The 16,617-nt window shown below is 53.5% G+C and carries 20 protein-coding genes, 1 tRNA gene and 1 pseudogene; 7 read left to right on the forward strand and 15 right to left on the reverse strand.

What is annotated here, in order from left to right; all coding sequences use genetic code 11:
• Window positions 1-270: 270 nt before the first annotated feature.
• Complete coding sequence (locus R2K28_RS03060; RefSeq protein WP_316367927.1) at window positions 271-519, reverse strand: site-specific integrase; 249 nt, start codon at window positions 517-519, stop codon at window positions 271-273.
• 153 nt (window positions 520-672) lie between these two features.
• On the opposite strand from R2K28_RS03060, the gene R2K28_RS03065 reads away from it, so the two are divergent.
• Window positions 673-1,500 carry a DUF5677 domain-containing protein gene (locus tag R2K28_RS03065; protein ID WP_316367928.1) on the forward strand — a complete coding sequence of 276 codons (828 nt, stop codon included), beginning with the start codon at window positions 673-675 and terminating at the stop codon, window positions 1,498-1,500.
• Between the two features lie 354 nt (window positions 1,501-1,854).
• Here the strand turns inward: R2K28_RS03065 and R2K28_RS03070 are convergent, their stop codons facing one another.
• From R2K28_RS03070 to R2K28_RS03085, 5 genes and pseudogenes are all read right to left on the reverse strand, one after another.
• The gene (locus R2K28_RS03070) at window positions 1,855-2,634 is read right to left on the reverse strand and encodes a reverse transcriptase family protein (RefSeq protein ID WP_316367929.1); all 780 of its coding nucleotides are present in this window, start codon (window positions 2,632-2,634) and stop codon (window positions 1,855-1,857) included.
• Between the two features lie 167 nt (window positions 2,635-2,801).
• A complete protein-coding gene (locus tag R2K28_RS03075; protein WP_316367930.1) occupies window positions 2,802-2,942 on the reverse strand; it encodes a hypothetical protein in 141 nt (46 codons plus the stop codon).
• Window positions 2,943-2,963: 21 nt separating this feature from the next.
• Window positions 2,964-3,092 (reverse strand): annotated as a pseudogene (locus tag R2K28_RS20405) (helix-turn-helix domain-containing protein); the annotation flags it as partial.
• 36 nt (window positions 3,093-3,128) lie between these two features.
• Window positions 3,129-3,464, reverse strand: coding sequence for a hypothetical protein (locus tag R2K28_RS03080; RefSeq protein WP_316367931.1), 336 nt, complete (start codon window positions 3,462-3,464; stop codon window positions 3,129-3,131).
• A gap of 749 nt (window positions 3,465-4,213) precedes the next feature.
• Window positions 4,214-4,639, reverse strand: coding sequence for a helix-turn-helix domain-containing protein (locus R2K28_RS03085; RefSeq protein WP_316367932.1), 426 nt, complete (start codon window positions 4,637-4,639; stop codon window positions 4,214-4,216).
• A gap of 149 nt (window positions 4,640-4,788) precedes the next feature.
• Between R2K28_RS03085 and R2K28_RS03090 the strand changes: the two genes are divergently transcribed.
• The 4 genes from R2K28_RS03090 to R2K28_RS03105 are packed head-to-tail and all read left to right on the forward strand — an operon-like array spanning window position 4,789 to window position 6,344.
• A complete protein-coding gene (locus R2K28_RS03090) occupies window positions 4,789-4,986 on the forward strand; it encodes a helix-turn-helix domain-containing protein (RefSeq protein ID WP_316367933.1) in 198 nt (65 codons plus the stop codon).
• Window positions 4,986-5,261: a helix-turn-helix domain-containing protein gene (locus R2K28_RS03095; protein WP_316367934.1), complete on the forward strand. Its 276-nt coding sequence runs from the start codon at window positions 4,986-4,988 to the stop codon at window positions 5,259-5,261. Before R2K28_RS03090 ends, R2K28_RS03095 begins: the two co-directional genes overlap by 1 nt.
• Before the next feature lie 26 nt (window positions 5,262-5,287).
• Window positions 5,288-5,965 carry a nucleotidyltransferase domain-containing protein gene (locus tag R2K28_RS03100; protein WP_316367935.1) on the forward strand — a complete coding sequence of 226 codons (678 nt, stop codon included), beginning with the start codon at window positions 5,288-5,290 and terminating at the stop codon, window positions 5,963-5,965.
• Complete coding sequence (locus R2K28_RS03105; RefSeq protein ID WP_316367936.1) at window positions 5,916-6,344, forward strand: hypothetical protein; 429 nt, start codon at window positions 5,916-5,918, stop codon at window positions 6,342-6,344. Before R2K28_RS03100 ends, R2K28_RS03105 begins: the two co-directional genes overlap by 50 nt.
• An 83-nt stretch (window positions 6,345-6,427) precedes the next feature.
• Here the strand turns inward: R2K28_RS03105 and R2K28_RS03110 are convergent.
• Window positions 6,428-6,504, reverse strand: a tRNA-Pro gene (locus tag R2K28_RS03110).
• A 341-nt stretch (window positions 6,505-6,845) separates the two neighbouring features.
• Here R2K28_RS03110 and R2K28_RS03115 point away from each other — a divergent pair.
• The gene (locus tag R2K28_RS03115) at window positions 6,846-7,631 is read left to right on the forward strand and encodes a hypothetical protein (protein WP_316367937.1); all 786 of its coding nucleotides are present in this window, start codon (window positions 6,846-6,848) and stop codon (window positions 7,629-7,631) included.
• 388 nt (window positions 7,632-8,019) lie between these two features.
• Here R2K28_RS03115 and ispB read toward each other — a convergent pair whose 3' ends face one another.
• The 6 genes from ispB to R2K28_RS03145 all read right to left on the reverse strand — a co-directional run bounded on the left by ispB (window position 8,020) and on the right by R2K28_RS03145 (window position 13,526).
• The gene (gene ispB / locus R2K28_RS03120; protein ID WP_316367938.1) at window positions 8,020-8,988 is read right to left on the reverse strand and encodes an octaprenyl diphosphate synthase; all 969 of its coding nucleotides are present in this window, start codon (window positions 8,986-8,988) and stop codon (window positions 8,020-8,022) included.
• Between the two features lie 258 nt (window positions 8,989-9,246).
• Window positions 9,247-10,062, reverse strand: coding sequence for a bifunctional DNA-formamidopyrimidine glycosylase/DNA-(apurinic or apyrimidinic site) lyase (mutM, locus tag R2K28_RS03125; protein WP_316367939.1), 816 nt, complete (start codon window positions 10,060-10,062; stop codon window positions 9,247-9,249).
• 17 nt (window positions 10,063-10,079) lie between these two features.
• Window positions 10,080-10,559 carry a hypothetical protein gene (locus R2K28_RS03130; protein ID WP_316367940.1) on the reverse strand — a complete coding sequence of 160 codons (480 nt, stop codon included), beginning with the start codon at window positions 10,557-10,559 and terminating at the stop codon, window positions 10,080-10,082.
• Window positions 10,560-10,561: 2 nt separating this feature from the next.
• Window positions 10,562-11,896 carry a GldG family protein gene (locus R2K28_RS03135; RefSeq protein ID WP_316367941.1) on the reverse strand — a complete coding sequence of 445 codons (1,335 nt, stop codon included), beginning with the start codon at window positions 11,894-11,896 and terminating at the stop codon, window positions 10,562-10,564.
• On the reverse strand, window positions 11,893-12,618 hold the full coding sequence (locus R2K28_RS03140) for an ABC transporter permease subunit (protein WP_316367942.1): 726 nt from the start codon (window positions 12,616-12,618) through the stop codon (window positions 11,893-11,895). Before R2K28_RS03140 ends, R2K28_RS03135 begins: the two co-directional genes overlap by 4 nt.
• Window positions 12,615-13,526 carry an ABC transporter ATP-binding protein gene (locus R2K28_RS03145; protein WP_316367943.1) on the reverse strand — a complete coding sequence of 304 codons (912 nt, stop codon included), beginning with the start codon at window positions 13,524-13,526 and terminating at the stop codon, window positions 12,615-12,617. The genes R2K28_RS03140 and R2K28_RS03145 overlap by 4 nt, the downstream gene beginning before the upstream one ends.
• Window positions 13,527-13,771: 245 nt before the next feature.
• On the opposite strand from R2K28_RS03145, the gene R2K28_RS03150 reads away from it, so the two are divergent.
• Window positions 13,772-15,769: a hydantoinase/oxoprolinase family protein gene (locus R2K28_RS03150; RefSeq protein WP_316367944.1), complete on the forward strand. Its 1,998-nt coding sequence runs from the start codon at window positions 13,772-13,774 to the stop codon at window positions 15,767-15,769.
• A gap of 269 nt (window positions 15,770-16,038) precedes the next feature.
• Here the strand turns inward: R2K28_RS03150 and rpmG are convergent, their stop codons facing one another.
• Both rpmG and rpmB read right to left on the reverse strand, forming a co-directional pair.
• Window positions 16,039-16,194 carry a 50S ribosomal protein L33 gene (gene rpmG, locus R2K28_RS03155; protein WP_068990016.1) on the reverse strand — a complete coding sequence of 52 codons (156 nt, stop codon included), beginning with the start codon at window positions 16,192-16,194 and terminating at the stop codon, window positions 16,039-16,041.
• 17 nt (window positions 16,195-16,211) lie between these two features.
• Window positions 16,212-16,448: a 50S ribosomal protein L28 gene (rpmB, locus tag R2K28_RS03160; protein ID WP_316367946.1), complete on the reverse strand. Its 237-nt coding sequence runs from the start codon at window positions 16,446-16,448 to the stop codon at window positions 16,212-16,214.
• Between the last annotated feature and the right edge of the window lie 169 nt (window positions 16,449-16,617).

The raw sequence follows: 16,617 nt of genomic DNA on the forward strand, positions 1-16,617 counted from the left end.
CGTTTGATAGACGCAGTCGCAGTTGCTGAAAAGGTCTATTCCGCTACAAATCTGCTCGGTCCTATTCAGTAAGTGGGGAAATTATTGGTCGGGGTGAGAGGATTCGAACCTCCGGCCCCTGCCTCCCGAATCCAGATATCTATTCTAGATTCTTTTTAAATCAATGAGTTGCGTAAGCTGGCCCTGTGCTTTTGTGACTCAAAGTGCCTTGAATAGTTTTGATGTGACTAGATTCCGTCACGTTTTGGTCACGTTGAAGATGGAGGCTGTTTATTGAGTACTGGCAGAGACGTTGCGACGGGAGGCCAGGTGGTTGAGGTAGCCTTCGATTTCCTGCTTGCCCATCTCGTTGGGGTGGCGCTTGTCACTGAAGAGGATGAACTGGCGTATCCAGTAGACATAGGACTTTTCAGTTCTGTGACTGAAATGTTTCTGCCGACAGGCGTTTCGGGCCTGATCAAGTAGGCGTGGCGTACGGGATTCAGTTGGCTGACCCCATGATTTTCCTCCGAAGTCCACAGTTTGTCACTGTCACGACTTGCTGAGAATGTATAACGAAACGCCATGATTATAAGTCATTGATATTCTGTCAATTAAAGTGTTATATAGAGGTCTTGCTATAAATGTATGACGAGACGCGGGGTCTCGTTAATAAAGCTGTTGGGCTTTTAAATGAACAGCGAACCATCGGACCATTACAAGGACCGTGTGTCGGCGCTAGATAACGTCGTCAGGGATTGTATTTCGGTTTCCCAAGCTTGCGCGGGGATTCGATCGGCAACGGGATCTCACTATTTTGCTTCGGTTTTGTTTACTTCGCTCTGCACACGTGCGGTTAGCATCGCGGTGCTGGCACCGTACAGTCCATGGTCCAATAAGATAGTCGAGCATTGGGATTACGCATCAATTGCAAGCCTGACACGAGCACTGTTAGAAATACGGTTGGCCTTTTTCTACTTGTGCGCGGAGCCATGTTCCGATGATGAATGGCAATGCAGATGGAACATATTCAATATTCATGACTGCCAGAGTCGACTTCGTCTGTTTTCTGAATTGCCGGACCCACCGGAGGACGTATCGGGTTTTCAAGAGCAACTGAACGAACTGCAAGGCCGTCTAACCGCCAACGTATTCTTTGCCACGATAGCGTCGAACCAACAGAAGCAGTTCTTGAATGGAAATAGGGCCTATCTCCATCCGCTCGAAGAAATAGCAAATCGGGCAGGAGTTGACCTGCATACGTTTCGTTGGCTTTACAAGTTTCTATCTAGTCATGTTCACGGTTTGCCAATGGCATTCTACCGAATGGGGGTGGAGGAGCGTGGTCGTGGAGTTCATAGCGACACTGAAGAGGATTACACATCGCTCTGCCTGTCATTTGTCGTGTCGCTGCTCGTCAGGTCGCGAGACGAAATGAAGCAGAAGTTTGGTATTCCGACCGAGCAAGACCAACAATCTGCTCAAGCCGACGGCCCCGCCGCTGGCGGGCCCTCGGCTTAGCAGGGTCGTTAATGTCCGCTTTCCGGAAGTAGAAAGTTACACACTAATGTCATCTACGGTCGCGAAGGTGGCCTTGAATAGTCTCACTTGGGTTGGATAGGCTAGGAAAAGTCGCTGTTCCACTCTAAAGGGCTTCGACCCCAATGCCGTGAACTTGATCTGACAGATTGAAAGTCTAGTTTTGATGTCATCTGGCAGTCATAGCTTCCGTCCGGGTAAAAGCAGACATAGCGAGCTTTCAGCTTAGACGCCTGCTACGCGACCGAAGCCGACATTCAGTCTGTCCTAGTAAACGACATTTCCCGGCGAATAGCGGTCGTTGGCCGGAAGAGTTTTTACTCTGCCCCAAGCTTATTAACAAAGCTTTGATTTCAAAGCTTCTAGCCGCAAAGTTAGTGCCTCTGCATCCATAGGGTGCAACTTCTTCAGTCGCCCCAACCGTCCCTGGACGCTTCGAATAGACGAAGCAACAGTGTCACCGACTTCTCCCCTATCAACCATGTCCTCAATAGCATGGAGATGCGCCCGAATGCTTGACCTCTCTTGGGGGGATAACGTAAGTGTCCGATTAATGCCAAATCGCATGAGATCGATTCGGTTTGAGCCGGTCTGGATCGAGTGCTTGGAACGTTTTGGTTTAAACCCGCGAGAGCCCATCATCGCGTATAACTGGGCTATCACCCATTCTACATCTTCTTGACTAGTGGGCGATTTGGACGAGACAGCAATGTCATCCACATATCGACTATATCGAAAACCACGGTCTCGAAGCTTCCTAACAACCTCCCCTTCAATATCCCACAAGGCTAGGTTCGCGAGATACGAACTAGTGGGAGCCCCCTGGCATACGTAGCCATCCTTGGTGGTTAATTTCGTCAAAAGCTCAGCTGAGTCTTCATCAAACCGCAAACATCCAGCCCAAACTGAAAAAACTCGATCCGCATCAATATAATCGAAGAAGCCAGCGATATCTTCGGCAATGAGGATACTTGACCCTTCGTGTGACTGAGCATTGGAAACTGGATCTCGCCCAGATAACGAGCCATGCAAAAATGCTGGATAATCGACGTGTTTCAACAACACATGATTAATCCGCCTCAGCAAGGACTTCAGTGGATATTTAGTATCGTACACGTCGCGAGTATCGACACCATTTTTCTTTAGTTTAGGAGTTGGTCCCCTATACAGCCTAGAGGCACGATCAGCGATGGATCGGAGAAACCCTTCTGTCTTCCCCAAAGCCTTACACAAGGCAGCAACACTTTTTATTGGCCTGTTTTTGTATTTCGGGCGATCCAACTCTATGCCTTCATCACTTCAAGGGCTGCGGCAGAGAGTCTCTTTGTGGTTTCTGAATCAAGCCCTTCGAGTTCTTCGCTATCTGCAGCCAGAAACAGGACAATGGGCAACGGGATCTGCAAAGCCCGTACGATTTTTTTCACAGCAGATAATGTGGGCTCACGCTTCCCTGACTCGATCATGGATAAATAAGACCTTGAGAGCCCCGATTTCGTTGATACCGCATCGAGAGACAAGCGTTTCGCAGTTCGACAAATTTTGAGTGCGTGTCCAATATTCATAACAGTTAGCATGTAAAAACGATGGGCTTCCTGCTCAGCGCTTCGTTTTCAGCTCAAAAGGTTCATCACGTTTGTCAAAACGCTGAGCAGGGAGGCCATCGTTTGCAAAATATCCTTTCGGACTTGCAAAAGCTTTTTGGCATCGCCGCTCTCGATCGACTTACGTATCTGATCAAGTTGAGCCTCAAACTCACGCTTCGCTGGGGCATCAAGCGAACCACCTCGGCTGACGAGCAAAAACTCAAGCTCATCAACGAGTTTCTTTAAATCGGAAGACATTTTGATTCTCCTAAACCGGGCGACATTGCCCAAGCCGTCAGAAAGCAAGGCCGGATAGGAGTTGCTAATGCCCCGGAAGCCCATCACCATTTTCTTCGACCACAAGCCGTCATAATTTGCTTGCGACCGACGATCCCGACGCAAGGCTCCACGGCCTACGACGTTTGCGGGACGAAAGTTGGATGCTGGTCACACCCAACGTCGAACGGCGTTCGACTACTGGCGAGCCCTACCCACTGACTAAGAGAGTGCCTTTGATTTAAAGAGCGTCTGGACGCTAACGCCCAGCCTTGAAGATGAAGTATACAAGGAAAAATTATACTGTCAACATATTTCACTGACAGTGAACACTAAAGTTTAGGGTTAGAGTAAAAATTCCTACAAGATTGCGATTCCGCTTCTTCCGCTCCTCGTCGGAAGCGACAACAGTGCCAGCCAATATCAAACGACCGCTTCAGCTCGGAAGCTGTCATCGAGGGGAAAGTCGCTAAACGTTCGCTATTGGCCGTTCCCTGCCGATGCAGCAGGCTTTGTATTCGGTCTGCATTGAGGTGGTTAAACCTGGGCAGCCTCTCTACGCTGTCAGATGGCATCGGAACCGATCTTAATAGATACCAGATCTAGTCTAGATTTCTACACCTAAAGAAAAGTGGCCCTAGTAGGGCTAACTCAACAGAGCCAAAAAGTATGCACCCCCTTCGTCGGCACTACGCTATAGGTCTCCAAATTTGCGGTTGTTGGGTGAGGACCTGTACGGAATGATTTCATCCACTGTTATCAAAATTCCTTATCGGGAAGCAGCGCAATTGCAGGTTAAAAATCACAGGTTGTAGTATTTGTGACGTCATATGAACTCAGGTAACTGCCCGAATGGTAATTAGCAATTGCACATACCCATCCATACTAACGTTATCTGGCAATTGAATGCTTTTTAATACAATCCAATCAGCATCTGTAATTTTCAACGTATCAATCAAACCTTCATTGCTCGCAAGCTCACGCAACCCTTGTGGTGCACTGTAGTTGGATAGGATAGTGGCTCTTTCCCCGGTTGCTTTATATGTACCAGTCTCGTCTCTAATTTCTTCACCAAGCAGGTGAGAGACGGTCACGTCAAGTTCCCTTGCAAGTGCCTGAATGTGTTCAATGGAAACGCCCTTACCGCCATTCTCCAGGCGTGAGATATGTCCCTGGTCCATTTCGACGAGGGTGGCTAGTTCACGTTGGGTGTAGCGCTTGGCCTTGCGGGCGGCTTTGAGTCTGGCGGGAAATACGTCCATTTTTGACCGGTATCCTGGCTCTGCAATGCTGGTTTTATTTCGCTGAGATGGCATAAGCATATAACCAATTATGTCTACCGGCCATTCCAGTCTTGAATAATGACCAAAGGACATTATAATATGTCGCAAGGACATCAGGAGGATGCCATATGATCATCAGGGAAGTGAGAAAGAATGCCTGTATCAGCCAGGCGGAGCTAGGCAGGCGCGTGGGTCTTCACCAGAGCGGGATCAGTCGCCTTGAACGCGGAGAGCGGCCGTTGACGGCGGTGATGCTGAAGGCGCTAGCTGTGGCGCTTGGTGTTTCGCCATCGGCGTTGCTGGAGGAAGAGGACAGGGCCGCCTGATGAGCCGTTGCGCCAGGGATTGGGCTTGGGATCAAAAGCTGTCGCCGACGTTGAAGCTTGTCCTGCTCGCACTGGCAGAATATATAAGTGAAGATGTCGATCGTTGGCCATCCGAGAAACGTCTCGAGCAGCAGACAGGTCTCCCCATGCGTGTCGTGATCAAGGCCGTCCAGGAACTGGAAGCCATGGGCCTGATCCTCTGTCTGAGACTGAGGTTGATGAAAGAGAAGAGAATGTGTTGTGGGATTAACTGTTTTTTAGATTGCTCTGATTGAATGGACTGGAGACTCCAGCTCGTAGCTTGAATATTCCCATTTTGGGTATTATTATTCCCAAAATGGGAATAAATGAATCAGGATCCGTAACTATTCAGGATGCGCTATTTACAAGTGTGCAACAACGCGTGCTGGGTATCCTGTTTGGCCAACCCGACCGGCGCTTCCAGGGGGCTGAATTGATCCACATGGCCCAATCGGGCACCGGAGCCGTACATCGGCAACTGACAAATCTCGCCGCTTGTGGTCTGGTCAATGTGACGCGGATTGGCAATCAGAAGCACTATCAGGCCAATCCTGACTCCCCTGTGTTCAAGGAATTGTGTGGTTTGATTCGAAAGACAGTTGGTTTACGGGAACCCCTTTTGAAATCACTGCAGCCATATAGGGACCGGATCGATATCGCCTTTGTCTATGGTTCGGTTGCCAAAGGTACGGATACAGCAAGGAGCGACATCGATTTGATGATTATTGGTGATGATCTCGATTATACCGGGATATATGACGCCCTTCATGAGGCTGAAACTCTACTTCACAGGCAGGTAAATCCGAATCTGCTTACACTGCAGGATTGGCGGAATAAAATAGTCGATGAAAATCCATTTATTATGAAAGTAATGGAACAGCCCAAGCTTATTATCCATGGATCGGAAAATGACCTCGAGCAAACTCGACAATCTGGTGCGGATTGGCCAACTCAATAAAGAGACGGGAACTCAGGCTGAGTTTAATGGGTTGTTGTCCTCTGGACGCAACCGCTTGGACGATGCTCGAAATAAAACCAATTCATTGGAGAGTCGCTTTGATCTGGCATATAACGCGGCACATGCTTTCTGCCTGGCCGTATTGCGCTGGCATGGCTATCGCTCTAATCATCGCTATACAGTATTCCAAAGCCTGCCCCATACGCTTGATCTCAATGCATCTACTTGGCGGGTGCTGGCGAAAGCGCATGAGCACCGCAACATAGCAGAATATGAAGGCCATCTCGAGGTGGATGAGCAGCTGCTATTCGATTTGATCAATGCTGCTGAGAAGGTCTATTCCTCAGCTATTGCGTTTGGCCCCGTTCTGGATGAATAGCCACTTTGCTCTCTATCGAGAGTACAAGACTATCACTGGCCAGTGATGCCAGATTTTTTCTGATTTATATTTTGTGGAATCGTTGGTCGGGGTGAGAGGATTCGAACCTCCGGCCCCTGCCTCCCGAAGACAGTGCTCTACCAGGCTGAGCTACACCCCGAATACAAGAACCTCAGCGGAGCCAGGAGTTTACAGTAGGTCCCTTCAGCAAGCAACATTAGGAAATCCTAATTTTTTATCCATTCTTTAACGGTTTTCTGACCGATAAAATTGATTAACAAACCCTGTAGCGGCTTCGTGTTAACCTTCAGGGAGAGGGGTTTGTTGGCGCGAATAGATTATCGGAGCGCCAACAGATCGTGCGCTGTCGGAAGCTGTTCGACCGATACCCGCGCTCGAAAAATTCATAATCCGATATTTCATGGGCCGCTCGAAGTACCAATCATGGTGGCGCTCGACTCTTCGCTACTGTTCAACAAAACAATTAGAGAGGATTGCGGAATGAAAACGACACACACTCTTCTGGCTGGAGGACTCCTGATTACCATTTGCACGGCGCTTCCCATTGCTGGAACCATGGCCCAGGATGGCCATATGCCTTACGGCTATGGACAGGGATATGCCCCGCGCGGTCCCTATCAAATGCCGGCTATGCCACCTCATCCCGCCTACGGCGGATATGGTGGTGCGCCGGGATATGGATATGGACCATACTGGCAACCGTATGGCGGCTACTATCCTCCACCATCGAAATACGGAAGCATGCCGGAACCCGGTAAGCAAGTGAGACCCGAAATGCAGGGTATGAGTGGCACGCCTGGCCCACAGGGTAAAAGTGATATGCAGGGCATGTCTGGAATGCAGGGTATGAGCGGCATGGAGGGGCAGTCGGGTATGGGTGGCACGCCTGGCCCGCGGGGTAAAAGTGATATGCAGGGCATGTCTGGAATGCAGGGTATGAGCGGCATGGAGGGGCAGTCGGGTATGGGTGGCACGCCTGGCCCGCGGGGTAAAAGTGATATGCAGGGCATGTCTGGAATGCAGGGTATGAGCGGCATGGAGGGGCAGTCGGGTATGGGTGGCATGCCTGGCCCGCAGGCTAAGAGCGATATGCAGGGCATGTCTGGAATGCAGGAAGCCCAAGCTTTGCCAGCCGTGCCGCTATTGAGGGGCATCACCGGTACTTACAGGATCTCCCCCTCCGGAGAGATTCTCCTTTTCCCCATCGCGTTCGAACCGACCGTGAATCCCGCAGCCAAGGATTCAACCGAAGCGGGTAGCAGATAGTCTTTGCTCAAACTACAAGGGTAGCCACTCTGCTACCTATGTAGAGTGAGAGGAAAAGGGTGTATCAGTTTCAATATCGACGATAGAAACTGTAGGCATCAAAAGGGTAACAGCTAGTGTACCTCGTCATAGATTCTGTACCATTCAGCGAGTCAGCAAAGGGCTAGCCGCAAGGCATGACTCGCAGGGAATGGCCGGGTCCTTTCCAAGAGGCATAACGCCGCGGATGGCCCTTTGCTGGCTCGCCCGAAGGGAGCGACCCCAATACGCCAGCTCTGCGTTGTGGCCCTTGTTAAGGGCGCGCCATTGACTGCGAGCCACGCCTTAATCTGGCGTATTGGGGTGGCTCTGAATGGTACAGAATCTATGACGAGGTACACTAGGGGATTCAATTGGTTCTGGCGACCGAGAAGTCCGCCAGGCCGGTGAGTGCCTGGCGATAGGGAGTATCGGGCAGTCGTTCGAGGGCGTGTTTCGCCTGTTCAGCCTCCTGCTGAGCGAGCTGTTGGGTGTAGGCAATGGCATCGCTCTCGGCGATCGCCTGCATGACGAAATCGATCTCTTCCAGGCCGCCCTGTTCAACGATCTTGGCCAGGCGTTGGCGCTGTTCCTGGTTGGCGCTCTTCATGGCCTGGATCAGGGGCAGGGTCGGTTTACCCTCTGCCAGGTCGTCGCCGATATTTTTGCCGATTTCACTATTCTTGGCGTTGTAGTCAAGGGCATCGTCCACCAGCTGAAAGGCGATACCCAGATGCAGCCCATAATCCGCCAGGGCCTGTTGCTGATCCTCGTCAACCCCGGTGATGATGCCCCCAAGGCGCGCACCGGCCTCGAACAGGGTGGCGGTCTTGCGTTTGACCACCTCCATGTAGTCCGCCTCGCTGGTGTCGGGATTGTGCACATTCAGCAGTTGCAGCACCTCCCCCTCGGCGATGCGGTTGGTGGCGTGGGATAGGACATCCATCACCGGCATCCGGCCCACGTCGACCATCATCTCGAAGGAGCGGGAGTAGAGAAAGTCGCCCACCAGGACACTTGCTTCGTTACCCCACACTGCATTCGCTGTCTCCCGGTTGCGCCGCAGATCCGAGCCGTCCACCACGTCATCATGGAGCAGGGTGGCGGTATGGATGAACTCGATGATGGCAGCCAGGTCGATATGCCTGTTGGCTGTGTAACCGCAGGCGCGGGCGGCCAACAGCACGATCATCGGGCGCAGGCGTTTTCCGCCGCTGTGGACGATGTAGGCGCCGATCTGATTGATCAGCACCACATCCGATTTCAACTGCCGGATGATCATTTTATCGACAGCATCCATGTCGTCACTGATAAGATCGCGAATTGTTGTTATATCCATAGGCTGCCATGACTCACACAAAGTTCACGCATGCTAGGAGGGGGTGAAGAGAGTGTCAAGTTGGATCTGAAGTCATGCCTGTCCGGAAACAACGCGTTTTTTCTAGCCCTCGGCGCCTGACGGTTGTCTTTCTCCGACGCCCCGACAGCCCACCATGCGCCCGAAGGAAGTGCCCTTGGGGTATGCTGACGGGGCTTACGCGGCATCCATGCCGCTACTGCGAAAGACAACCGTCAGGCGCGACAGTGTCAATATCACTCAATGCTGACAGCCGGGGCAGAAGAAGCTGGAGCGTTGCCCGATGGTTTTGCTGCGAATGGCCCTGCCACATCTAGGGCAGGGTTCTCCCGATTTACCGTAGACCAGGAGCGATTGGGCGAAGTAGCCGGGATTACCATCCTCATTGAGGAAATCCCGCAGCGTGGTACCACCCTGTGTAATAGCCTCCCTGAGCACATTGCGGATCTCCTCTGCCAATCTCAGGTAGCGTTGATATGAGATTCTATTGCTGGGCCGGGTGGGATGGATGGCGGCGCGGAACAGGGATTCGTTGGCATAGATGTTCCCCACACCGACCACGGTCTTACTGTCCATAATCAGTTGTTTGATCGGGATACGCCGGCTCTTACCCCGGGCATGGAGATATTCACCGTCAAACCGGTCTCCAAGGGGTTCCGGGCCGAGATCGACGAGCAGGGGGTGGTTCATGACCGGTTGATCGGTCCAGAGCACTGCGCCGAAGCGCCTGGGGTCCCGCAATCTTAGTTGTCGCCCATTCCCCAGTTGAAGATCGAAGTGGTCATGTTTTTGTGCCGCTGTGTTTGCTTTGACGAGGCGCAGGCTGCCGGACATCCCCAGATGGATGATCAGGGTGCCGTGATGAAAGGAGAGCAACAGGTATTTTCCCCGCCTGGCCACCGATAACAGCTTCCGTCCCTGTAACAGGCGTGGCAGATCCTCGGGGATCGGCCAGCGCAATCTGGTCTGACGAATGATGACCTGGCGTATGCGTTGCCCGGTGATATGGGGGGCGATGCCCCGGCAAGTGGTTTCGACCTCCGGCAGTTCAGGCATCTTATTTCGTTCTCACATCAATCTGATGATTTCGCGAGCCAGTCCCCGGCCGGTGCGACGAGGTGGTGATAGAAGCCATCCGCAATCAGGTGCACCTCCCCCTGATGATGCACATAGCGCCAGCCATTCACCGGGTCGTTGTTGCCGAAGCTGAGTGTCGAGTCATTCAGTCTCATCACGATGGGGGCAGGGGCCAGGCCGTAGGGGGCCAGGTCATCTGGCGCCGCGAATCGACGCAGACTTGGGGTCTGACAGATTTTCAGCAGTTGTCCGACGCGGGTTTGATCAGCGGGTTGGTTACCGCTCAGCCATCGGTCCTCAAACATTATCAATTCGATCTCACGCCCCTGAAGATCGTTGATTCTGATCCGTTCGATCTGTTGTGGATCGAGCCGGGTGAGTGGGGGAAGGGGGGAGGGTTGGGATAACCATACCAGCAGTCCCAAGAGGCCGGCGACAACTAGCAGCAGCAGATTGATTTTGACTCTCGACATCATCGCTAGGCACGATTTCGCCGCCAACCCATGACACTACCGGTCAGCAGCAGCAGCAGCGGGAGCACAATCAGTGAGCCGAGGCCGATCGTGCCGATGGCCAGCCTTGAGAGGTGCAGTTCCTGGTCGCTGGCCTGGGGCGCGGGTATGCCGATCAGTTGATCATCGCCCACCAGCCAGCGGCAGAGGGAGAGGCCGAGATCGAGATTACCCGCATTGTTGAGATAGCTGTTGGCAAGAAAGTCACCATCACCGATTATCAGAATCCGTTGCTGCTTCTCCGCATGTTGTCGACTGAGGGCAATGCCGATGGTGAGAGGCCCGGCCTCCTCGCCAGCCAGCGGGTCGCGTTCGATTTCACCGCTCAGGGGGCCGGTTTCGTTCCAGCTCTTATCCAGGGTCTGCAACAGGGGGGTGGTTTTCCACTCCATTTGCTCAGTGGCGGAAAGGGCTGCAGACTGGGGAAACAGGGTTAGCAGATTGAATCCCTGGGTGGCGGCGTGATCGGGATATTCGGGCACCACGGCGACGGCCGGATTATCAATGCCCAATGCCTTGCCGCTGGCATCCACGATAGTGCCGGGCAACTGCTCGATGGCGAACAGTTGCTGGATCAAATCCTCGATGATCCAGTTACCGGGGTCGCTCATTATCAACAGATTGCCACCCCCTGAAATATAGTCGGAAATTCGCTCAATCTCGCCTGACAATAAGGGTCGGACGGGTGAGGCGATGAGCAACAGCGCAGTGTTGTCGGGCGGGCTGGGTGTGGTTGCGAGATCGAGTCCTGCTATCTGGTAGCCCTGTTGCTTGAGGGATTTGCCGAACTCACCCAGGTCATGATTGGCCCTGCCGGTAAGGTCCCGCTCCCCATGACCACTAAGCCCCGCAATCCAGAAGGCATTGTCACGACTCAGGCGCAGGATAGCGTTGCTGAACTGCTCCTCGTCCACTTTCTGGATACGCTCCTCCCTTTGCATATGCCGCAATACAATCTCACCGGATAGACTGATGCCCTGGCGGCGTGCTTCGTCCGGGTGGCGCAGGGGATCGATGAAGGTCAATTCAATATTTGGTTTATGGCGCTGATAACGGGCCACAAAACGCTGTATCCGATCACGCAGTTTGGCCGTTTCTCCTACATATGCCGTGACACTCAGTTCACCCGGAGTGCGTTGTAGAATTTCAATACTGATCGGGTTGAGGCTGTTACTGCCCTGGTGGGTCCAATCCCACTGGTTGTCATAACGACTGCTAAGCCAAGCCAATAGCACCAGCAAGACGACCATCACCAGATGGAACAGCAGATCGTTGAGGCGTGAACCGATCCAGGTCATCATCCGCGGCGCCTCTTGTCCAGCCTGTATAGAGCCAGCCCCAGAAAGAAGACCATCAGGAGCAGAAAATAGCTCAGATCGCTGATGCTGACGAGACCCAGTTGCAGGTCCAGGTAGTGGGAGGGCCAGGCCAGCCAGTGGATGAAACTGCCGCCCTCTGTGTTTTGATCGAGCAGTGAAATCAACAGCAGCAGACCATAACTGCCAGCGATGGCGATTCCCGGATTTTCATTGAGTACCGAGAAGTAGAGACCGATGGCGGTAAAGCCGCCGCTCAGGAGTAGCAATCCAAGGGTGGCGGCAAGCAGCAATCCGTAGTCGAGTTGGGTGCCGACAGAGAGGCTGATGCAAAGCAGAAACGGGATCAGAATGAACAACAATTGATAGATCAGGATAGCGAGAAACTTTCCTAACAATATGCTGAGGTTTGACAGCGGTGCGCTGCTGAGGAGGGCGTAGCTGCCGTTGCGGAAGGTCTCGCTGAAACTGCGGATAGTAAGAATTGGTGTGATAATCAGGATCAGCACCGAGGCGAGGCCGTAGAGTTGTAAACCAAGGTGATGGCTCAATCCCAGGCTGCGCTGGGATGGCTGCATGCCGTTGAAGATCTCAAGGGTGGCGAGAAACTGCCAGCTCAACAGGCACAGGCCGAGGCTGAAGATAATCCAGGCCAGGGGGGTGCGCATGAAACGCCGCCACTCCATCCAAGCCAGATAGGCGGTCATGAAACCCCTCCGGTGGTAGCCTCTAGAAACAGTTGCTCCAGGCTTATCCTCTCTGGTTTCAGCTCAATCAATCCCCATCCCTGGGCCAGGATCTGTTGTGCCAGCTCGCTGGGTTGGCATCCCGACTTCAAACTGATGCGATAGTAGTCGGAATGTAGCTGTTCCGCGCCGGCAACCGCTGCCAATCCAGTGAGGGCATCCAGCTCCGGACTCTGTTCAAGACCGATTCGATAACTGGTTTGGGTGGGTGGGGTAATCTCCCCGCTGTAGACACTCTTGCCCTGTTGCAGAATAGTGACCCGGTTACAGGTGGCTTCTATCTCCGGCAAGATATGGCTGGATAGAATCACCCCCTTTCGTGGCGCAAGTTCCTGGATCAGTTCACGCACCTGGCGGATCTGTACCGGATCCAATCCATCGCTGGGTTCATCCAGGATGACAACCCGGGGATTGTGAATGATCGCCTGGGCCAGGCCGACCCGTTGTTGATAACCTTTGGACAGCTTACGGATCAAGCGTCGCCCAGCCTGTTCCAGGCCACAGCGCTGTTTAGTCTGTTCCCGTGCCTCCCTCGATCGACTCCTTTTCAGACCGTGCAAGTGGGCACAGTCCCACAGATACTCATCCACGGTCTGGTCACGATGCAGGGGTGGGCGCTCCGGAAGATAGCCGATAAATCGCTTGGCATGGATCGGACGGATTAAAAGATCCTCCCCACAGATGCTGATTGTGCCTGCGCTGGGTGCAAGGTCACCACTGAGCATGCGCATGATGGTCGATTTTCCCGCACCATTGGGCCCCAATAATCCAAGGATATCTCCCGGCTTTAACTGCAGATCAATAGGCGAAACCACAGGGGTGCCGCCAAACTGACGACTGAGTTGGGTGGTTGTTAAAAGTTCAGGCATCGACACCTACAAAGTGGTTTGGTTGGCAATCGGCATAGTGCTGTATGGCCGCTAGGTTAGAGACTTGCCAAACATATCACCCTTTGTACGCTATGCAAGACCCCGTGCTTGAACCAATCCGCAAATATACGCCAATCACCGCAAATCAGAGCCATACATGTAAGAATTGACCTCAGGCTTGGATTCTCCATACTGCACAGGGTGCAGATCTTTTCTTGTTTGCATGCAACTGAGGTGGATGGTGAATGAACGGCTTTGATCGCCAGGATGGAAGGTGTTGCCTGCTGGGTGTCGATACCGGAGGTACCTTTACCGATTTCGTCTATTATCGAGCGGGGGAGATACAGATCCACAAGGTGCTGTCCACTCCCCAGGCCCCGGAACAGGCGATATTGCAGGGTATAGATGAGCTGGGCCTGGAGAGAGCCGGGCTGGGCATTGTGCATGGCTCCACTGTCGCCACCAATGCCGCCTTGGAGGGAAAAGGTGTGCATACACTCTATATCGGCAATCGTGGCTTGCAGGATATTCTCAGCATCGGGCGCCAAGCCCGTGGTGAGCTCTATGATTTGCAGCCACGCTCCATGGCACCGCCAGTTGCGGGGCATGACTGCCTGCAAACCGGTGGCCGTCTTGACAGCCAGGGAGAGGTGGTCGAGCCCTTGACCGCTAAGGATCTTGAGATACTAAAGGATGAGATTGTCCGTCGAGATCCACAGGCTATCGCGATCAACCTGCTGTTCAGCTATCTCGATGATCACTTCGAAAAGGAGATTGAGGCAGTGATTCCTGAAGCTATCTTCTGTTCCCGCTCCTCTGATGTGTTACCGGCAAGCGGTGAGTATGAGCGGGGTATAGCCACCTGGCTGAATAGCTGGGTGGGACCCTTGGTGGCGGGCTATATCGAGCGCTTACAGGCGCGACTTGGCGGGGTTCGTCTGTCGGTCATGCAGAGTTCCGGTGAGGCGATTGCGGCAGACCAGGCCGCCCGGCAGGCGGTGCGGATGCTACTCTCAGGTCCGGCGGGGGGCTTGGTGGGTGCCGGATATCTGGCTGCGGCGTCGGGCCGCAGGCAGCTCCTGACAATCGATATGGGTGGCACTTCAACCGATGTGGCATTGATCGATGGCAGCCCCCGCTTGACCCGGGAGGGCCATATCGGACCCTGGCCCGTGGCTGTGCCGATGGTGGATATGCATACCATCGGTGCGGGGGGCGGCTCACTTGCATGGGTGGACACAGGTGGCATGTTGCAGGTGGGACCGGAGTCTGCCGGGGCCGATCCAGGACCGGCTTGCTATGCGCGTGGAGGCAAAGAGGTGACGGTCACCGATGCCAACCTTATTCTCGGCCGCTTGCGAAGCAGCGCCTTTCTTGGTGGACGTATGCAACTCGACCTGCAGGCGGCAGAGAAGGCGATGGATCGATTGGCGACCCGGCTGGAGCTCTCACCGGAGAGGGCGGCGGAGGGGGTCATAAGGGTTGCCAATGAACACATGGCCCGGGCCCTGCGTGTGATATCCGTCGAGCGGGGAGTTGATCCGCGAGGTTTCACCCTGGTCTCTTTCGGCGGGGCAGGCGGTTTGCACGTCTGTGCCCTGGCCGATGCCCTGGGTATGCGTGCAGCCCTGGTGCCGGTCAATGCGGGTGTCCTTTCCGCCCTGGGAATGCTGGCAACCCGACCTGGACGCCAGTTGGTGCACACACGTCTTGGGCTGATCGAGACCCTGAGCGATAGTGAACTCAGGCAGGCGTTTTCTCAGCTCGCCCAGGGGGGAGTGAAAGATCTTGTGCGGGAGGGTATCGAGAGGGACCTGATCGAGGCTGAATATGCCTTGGATCTACGCTATCTGGGGCAATCCTATACCCTCACCATTCCCTGGCGCAGCCTGGCCCAGGTGGAGAATGACTTTCATCAGCTGCATGAGTCCCGCTATGGCCATCGCATGGCGGTATCTGTCGAGTTGGTGAATCTTCGTGTGGCCCTGCATGGCCCGCAGACGGCAATTGAATTGAATCGTGCAACCAGGTCGCAGCCAGCCGAGGCTAGCGAGCTGTTGACCCTATGCGGGGTGGATTCCCCTGTGCCCTGTTATGCGAGAGCGCAACTGGCTGCTGGACAGGTGCTTACCGGGCCGGCGCTGATCACAGAAATGGCATCCACAACCTGGCTCGAACCTGGTTGGCGTTGTACATCTGATGACACTGGTAATCTACTCTTGGAAAAGCTGACACCTGAATAGTCAGGCCAGGTTGAACAATTACCTGGTTATCCAACATGTACAGGCATGGGAAGGGGGGTATTAGATCAGAAAAGTTTTGAGTTTTGAGTGGATGGGTTCGCTACGCTCACGACTCGTTACGGACACCCATTACCAAGAAAATAGGTTTTACCTAGACAACTCAAAATTTTATTGCTTAGGCTGAGCATGGTGGTGAATCAGGAAAAATTATTCGCCAGAGATAAAAAAACCCGCCATCAGGGCGGGTCTCTTCCAGGGAATGGATAGATCTATTTGATCTTCGATTCCTTGTACATCACGTGTTTGCGCACCTTGGGATCGAACTTCTTGATCTCCATCTTTCCCGGTTGGTTGCGTTTGTTCTTGGTCGTGGTGTAGAAGTGTCCAGTGCCGGCACTGGAGACGAGTTTGATTTTATCACGCATGACTCTCTACTCCTCGGTTAGACTTTTTCGCCACGGGCGCGCATCTCGGCAAGTACCGAATCGATGCCCTTCTTATCGATGATGCGCATACCTTTGGAGGTAAGACGCAGACGAACCCAGCGCTTTTCACTCTCCACCCAGAATCTGTGGGTATGCAGATTGGGAAGAAAACGGCGCTTGGTCTTGTTGTGCGCATGGGAAACGTTGTTTCCCGAGACCGGGCGCTTGCCGGTGACTTGGCAGACTTTTGACATGGTCCAAACCTCGAAATAGTTATCCCTGGATGGGGAACATAATTTAATCCCCTGGGCGAAAGGCGCGTATTTATAGCAGAGTACGGGGTGAGAGGCAAGTGGTGATTGATGGGTAAGGGGGCGGTCCCGAGTATTAAACCCTGTGCTGTTGGGGCTTGCGCGGCATCCA

The organism is Candidatus Thiodiazotropha sp. CDECU1 (genome assembly GCF_963455295.1).
In the GTDB taxonomy this organism is placed as follows: Bacteria; Pseudomonadota; Gammaproteobacteria; order Chromatiales; family Chromatiaceae; genus Thiodiazotropha.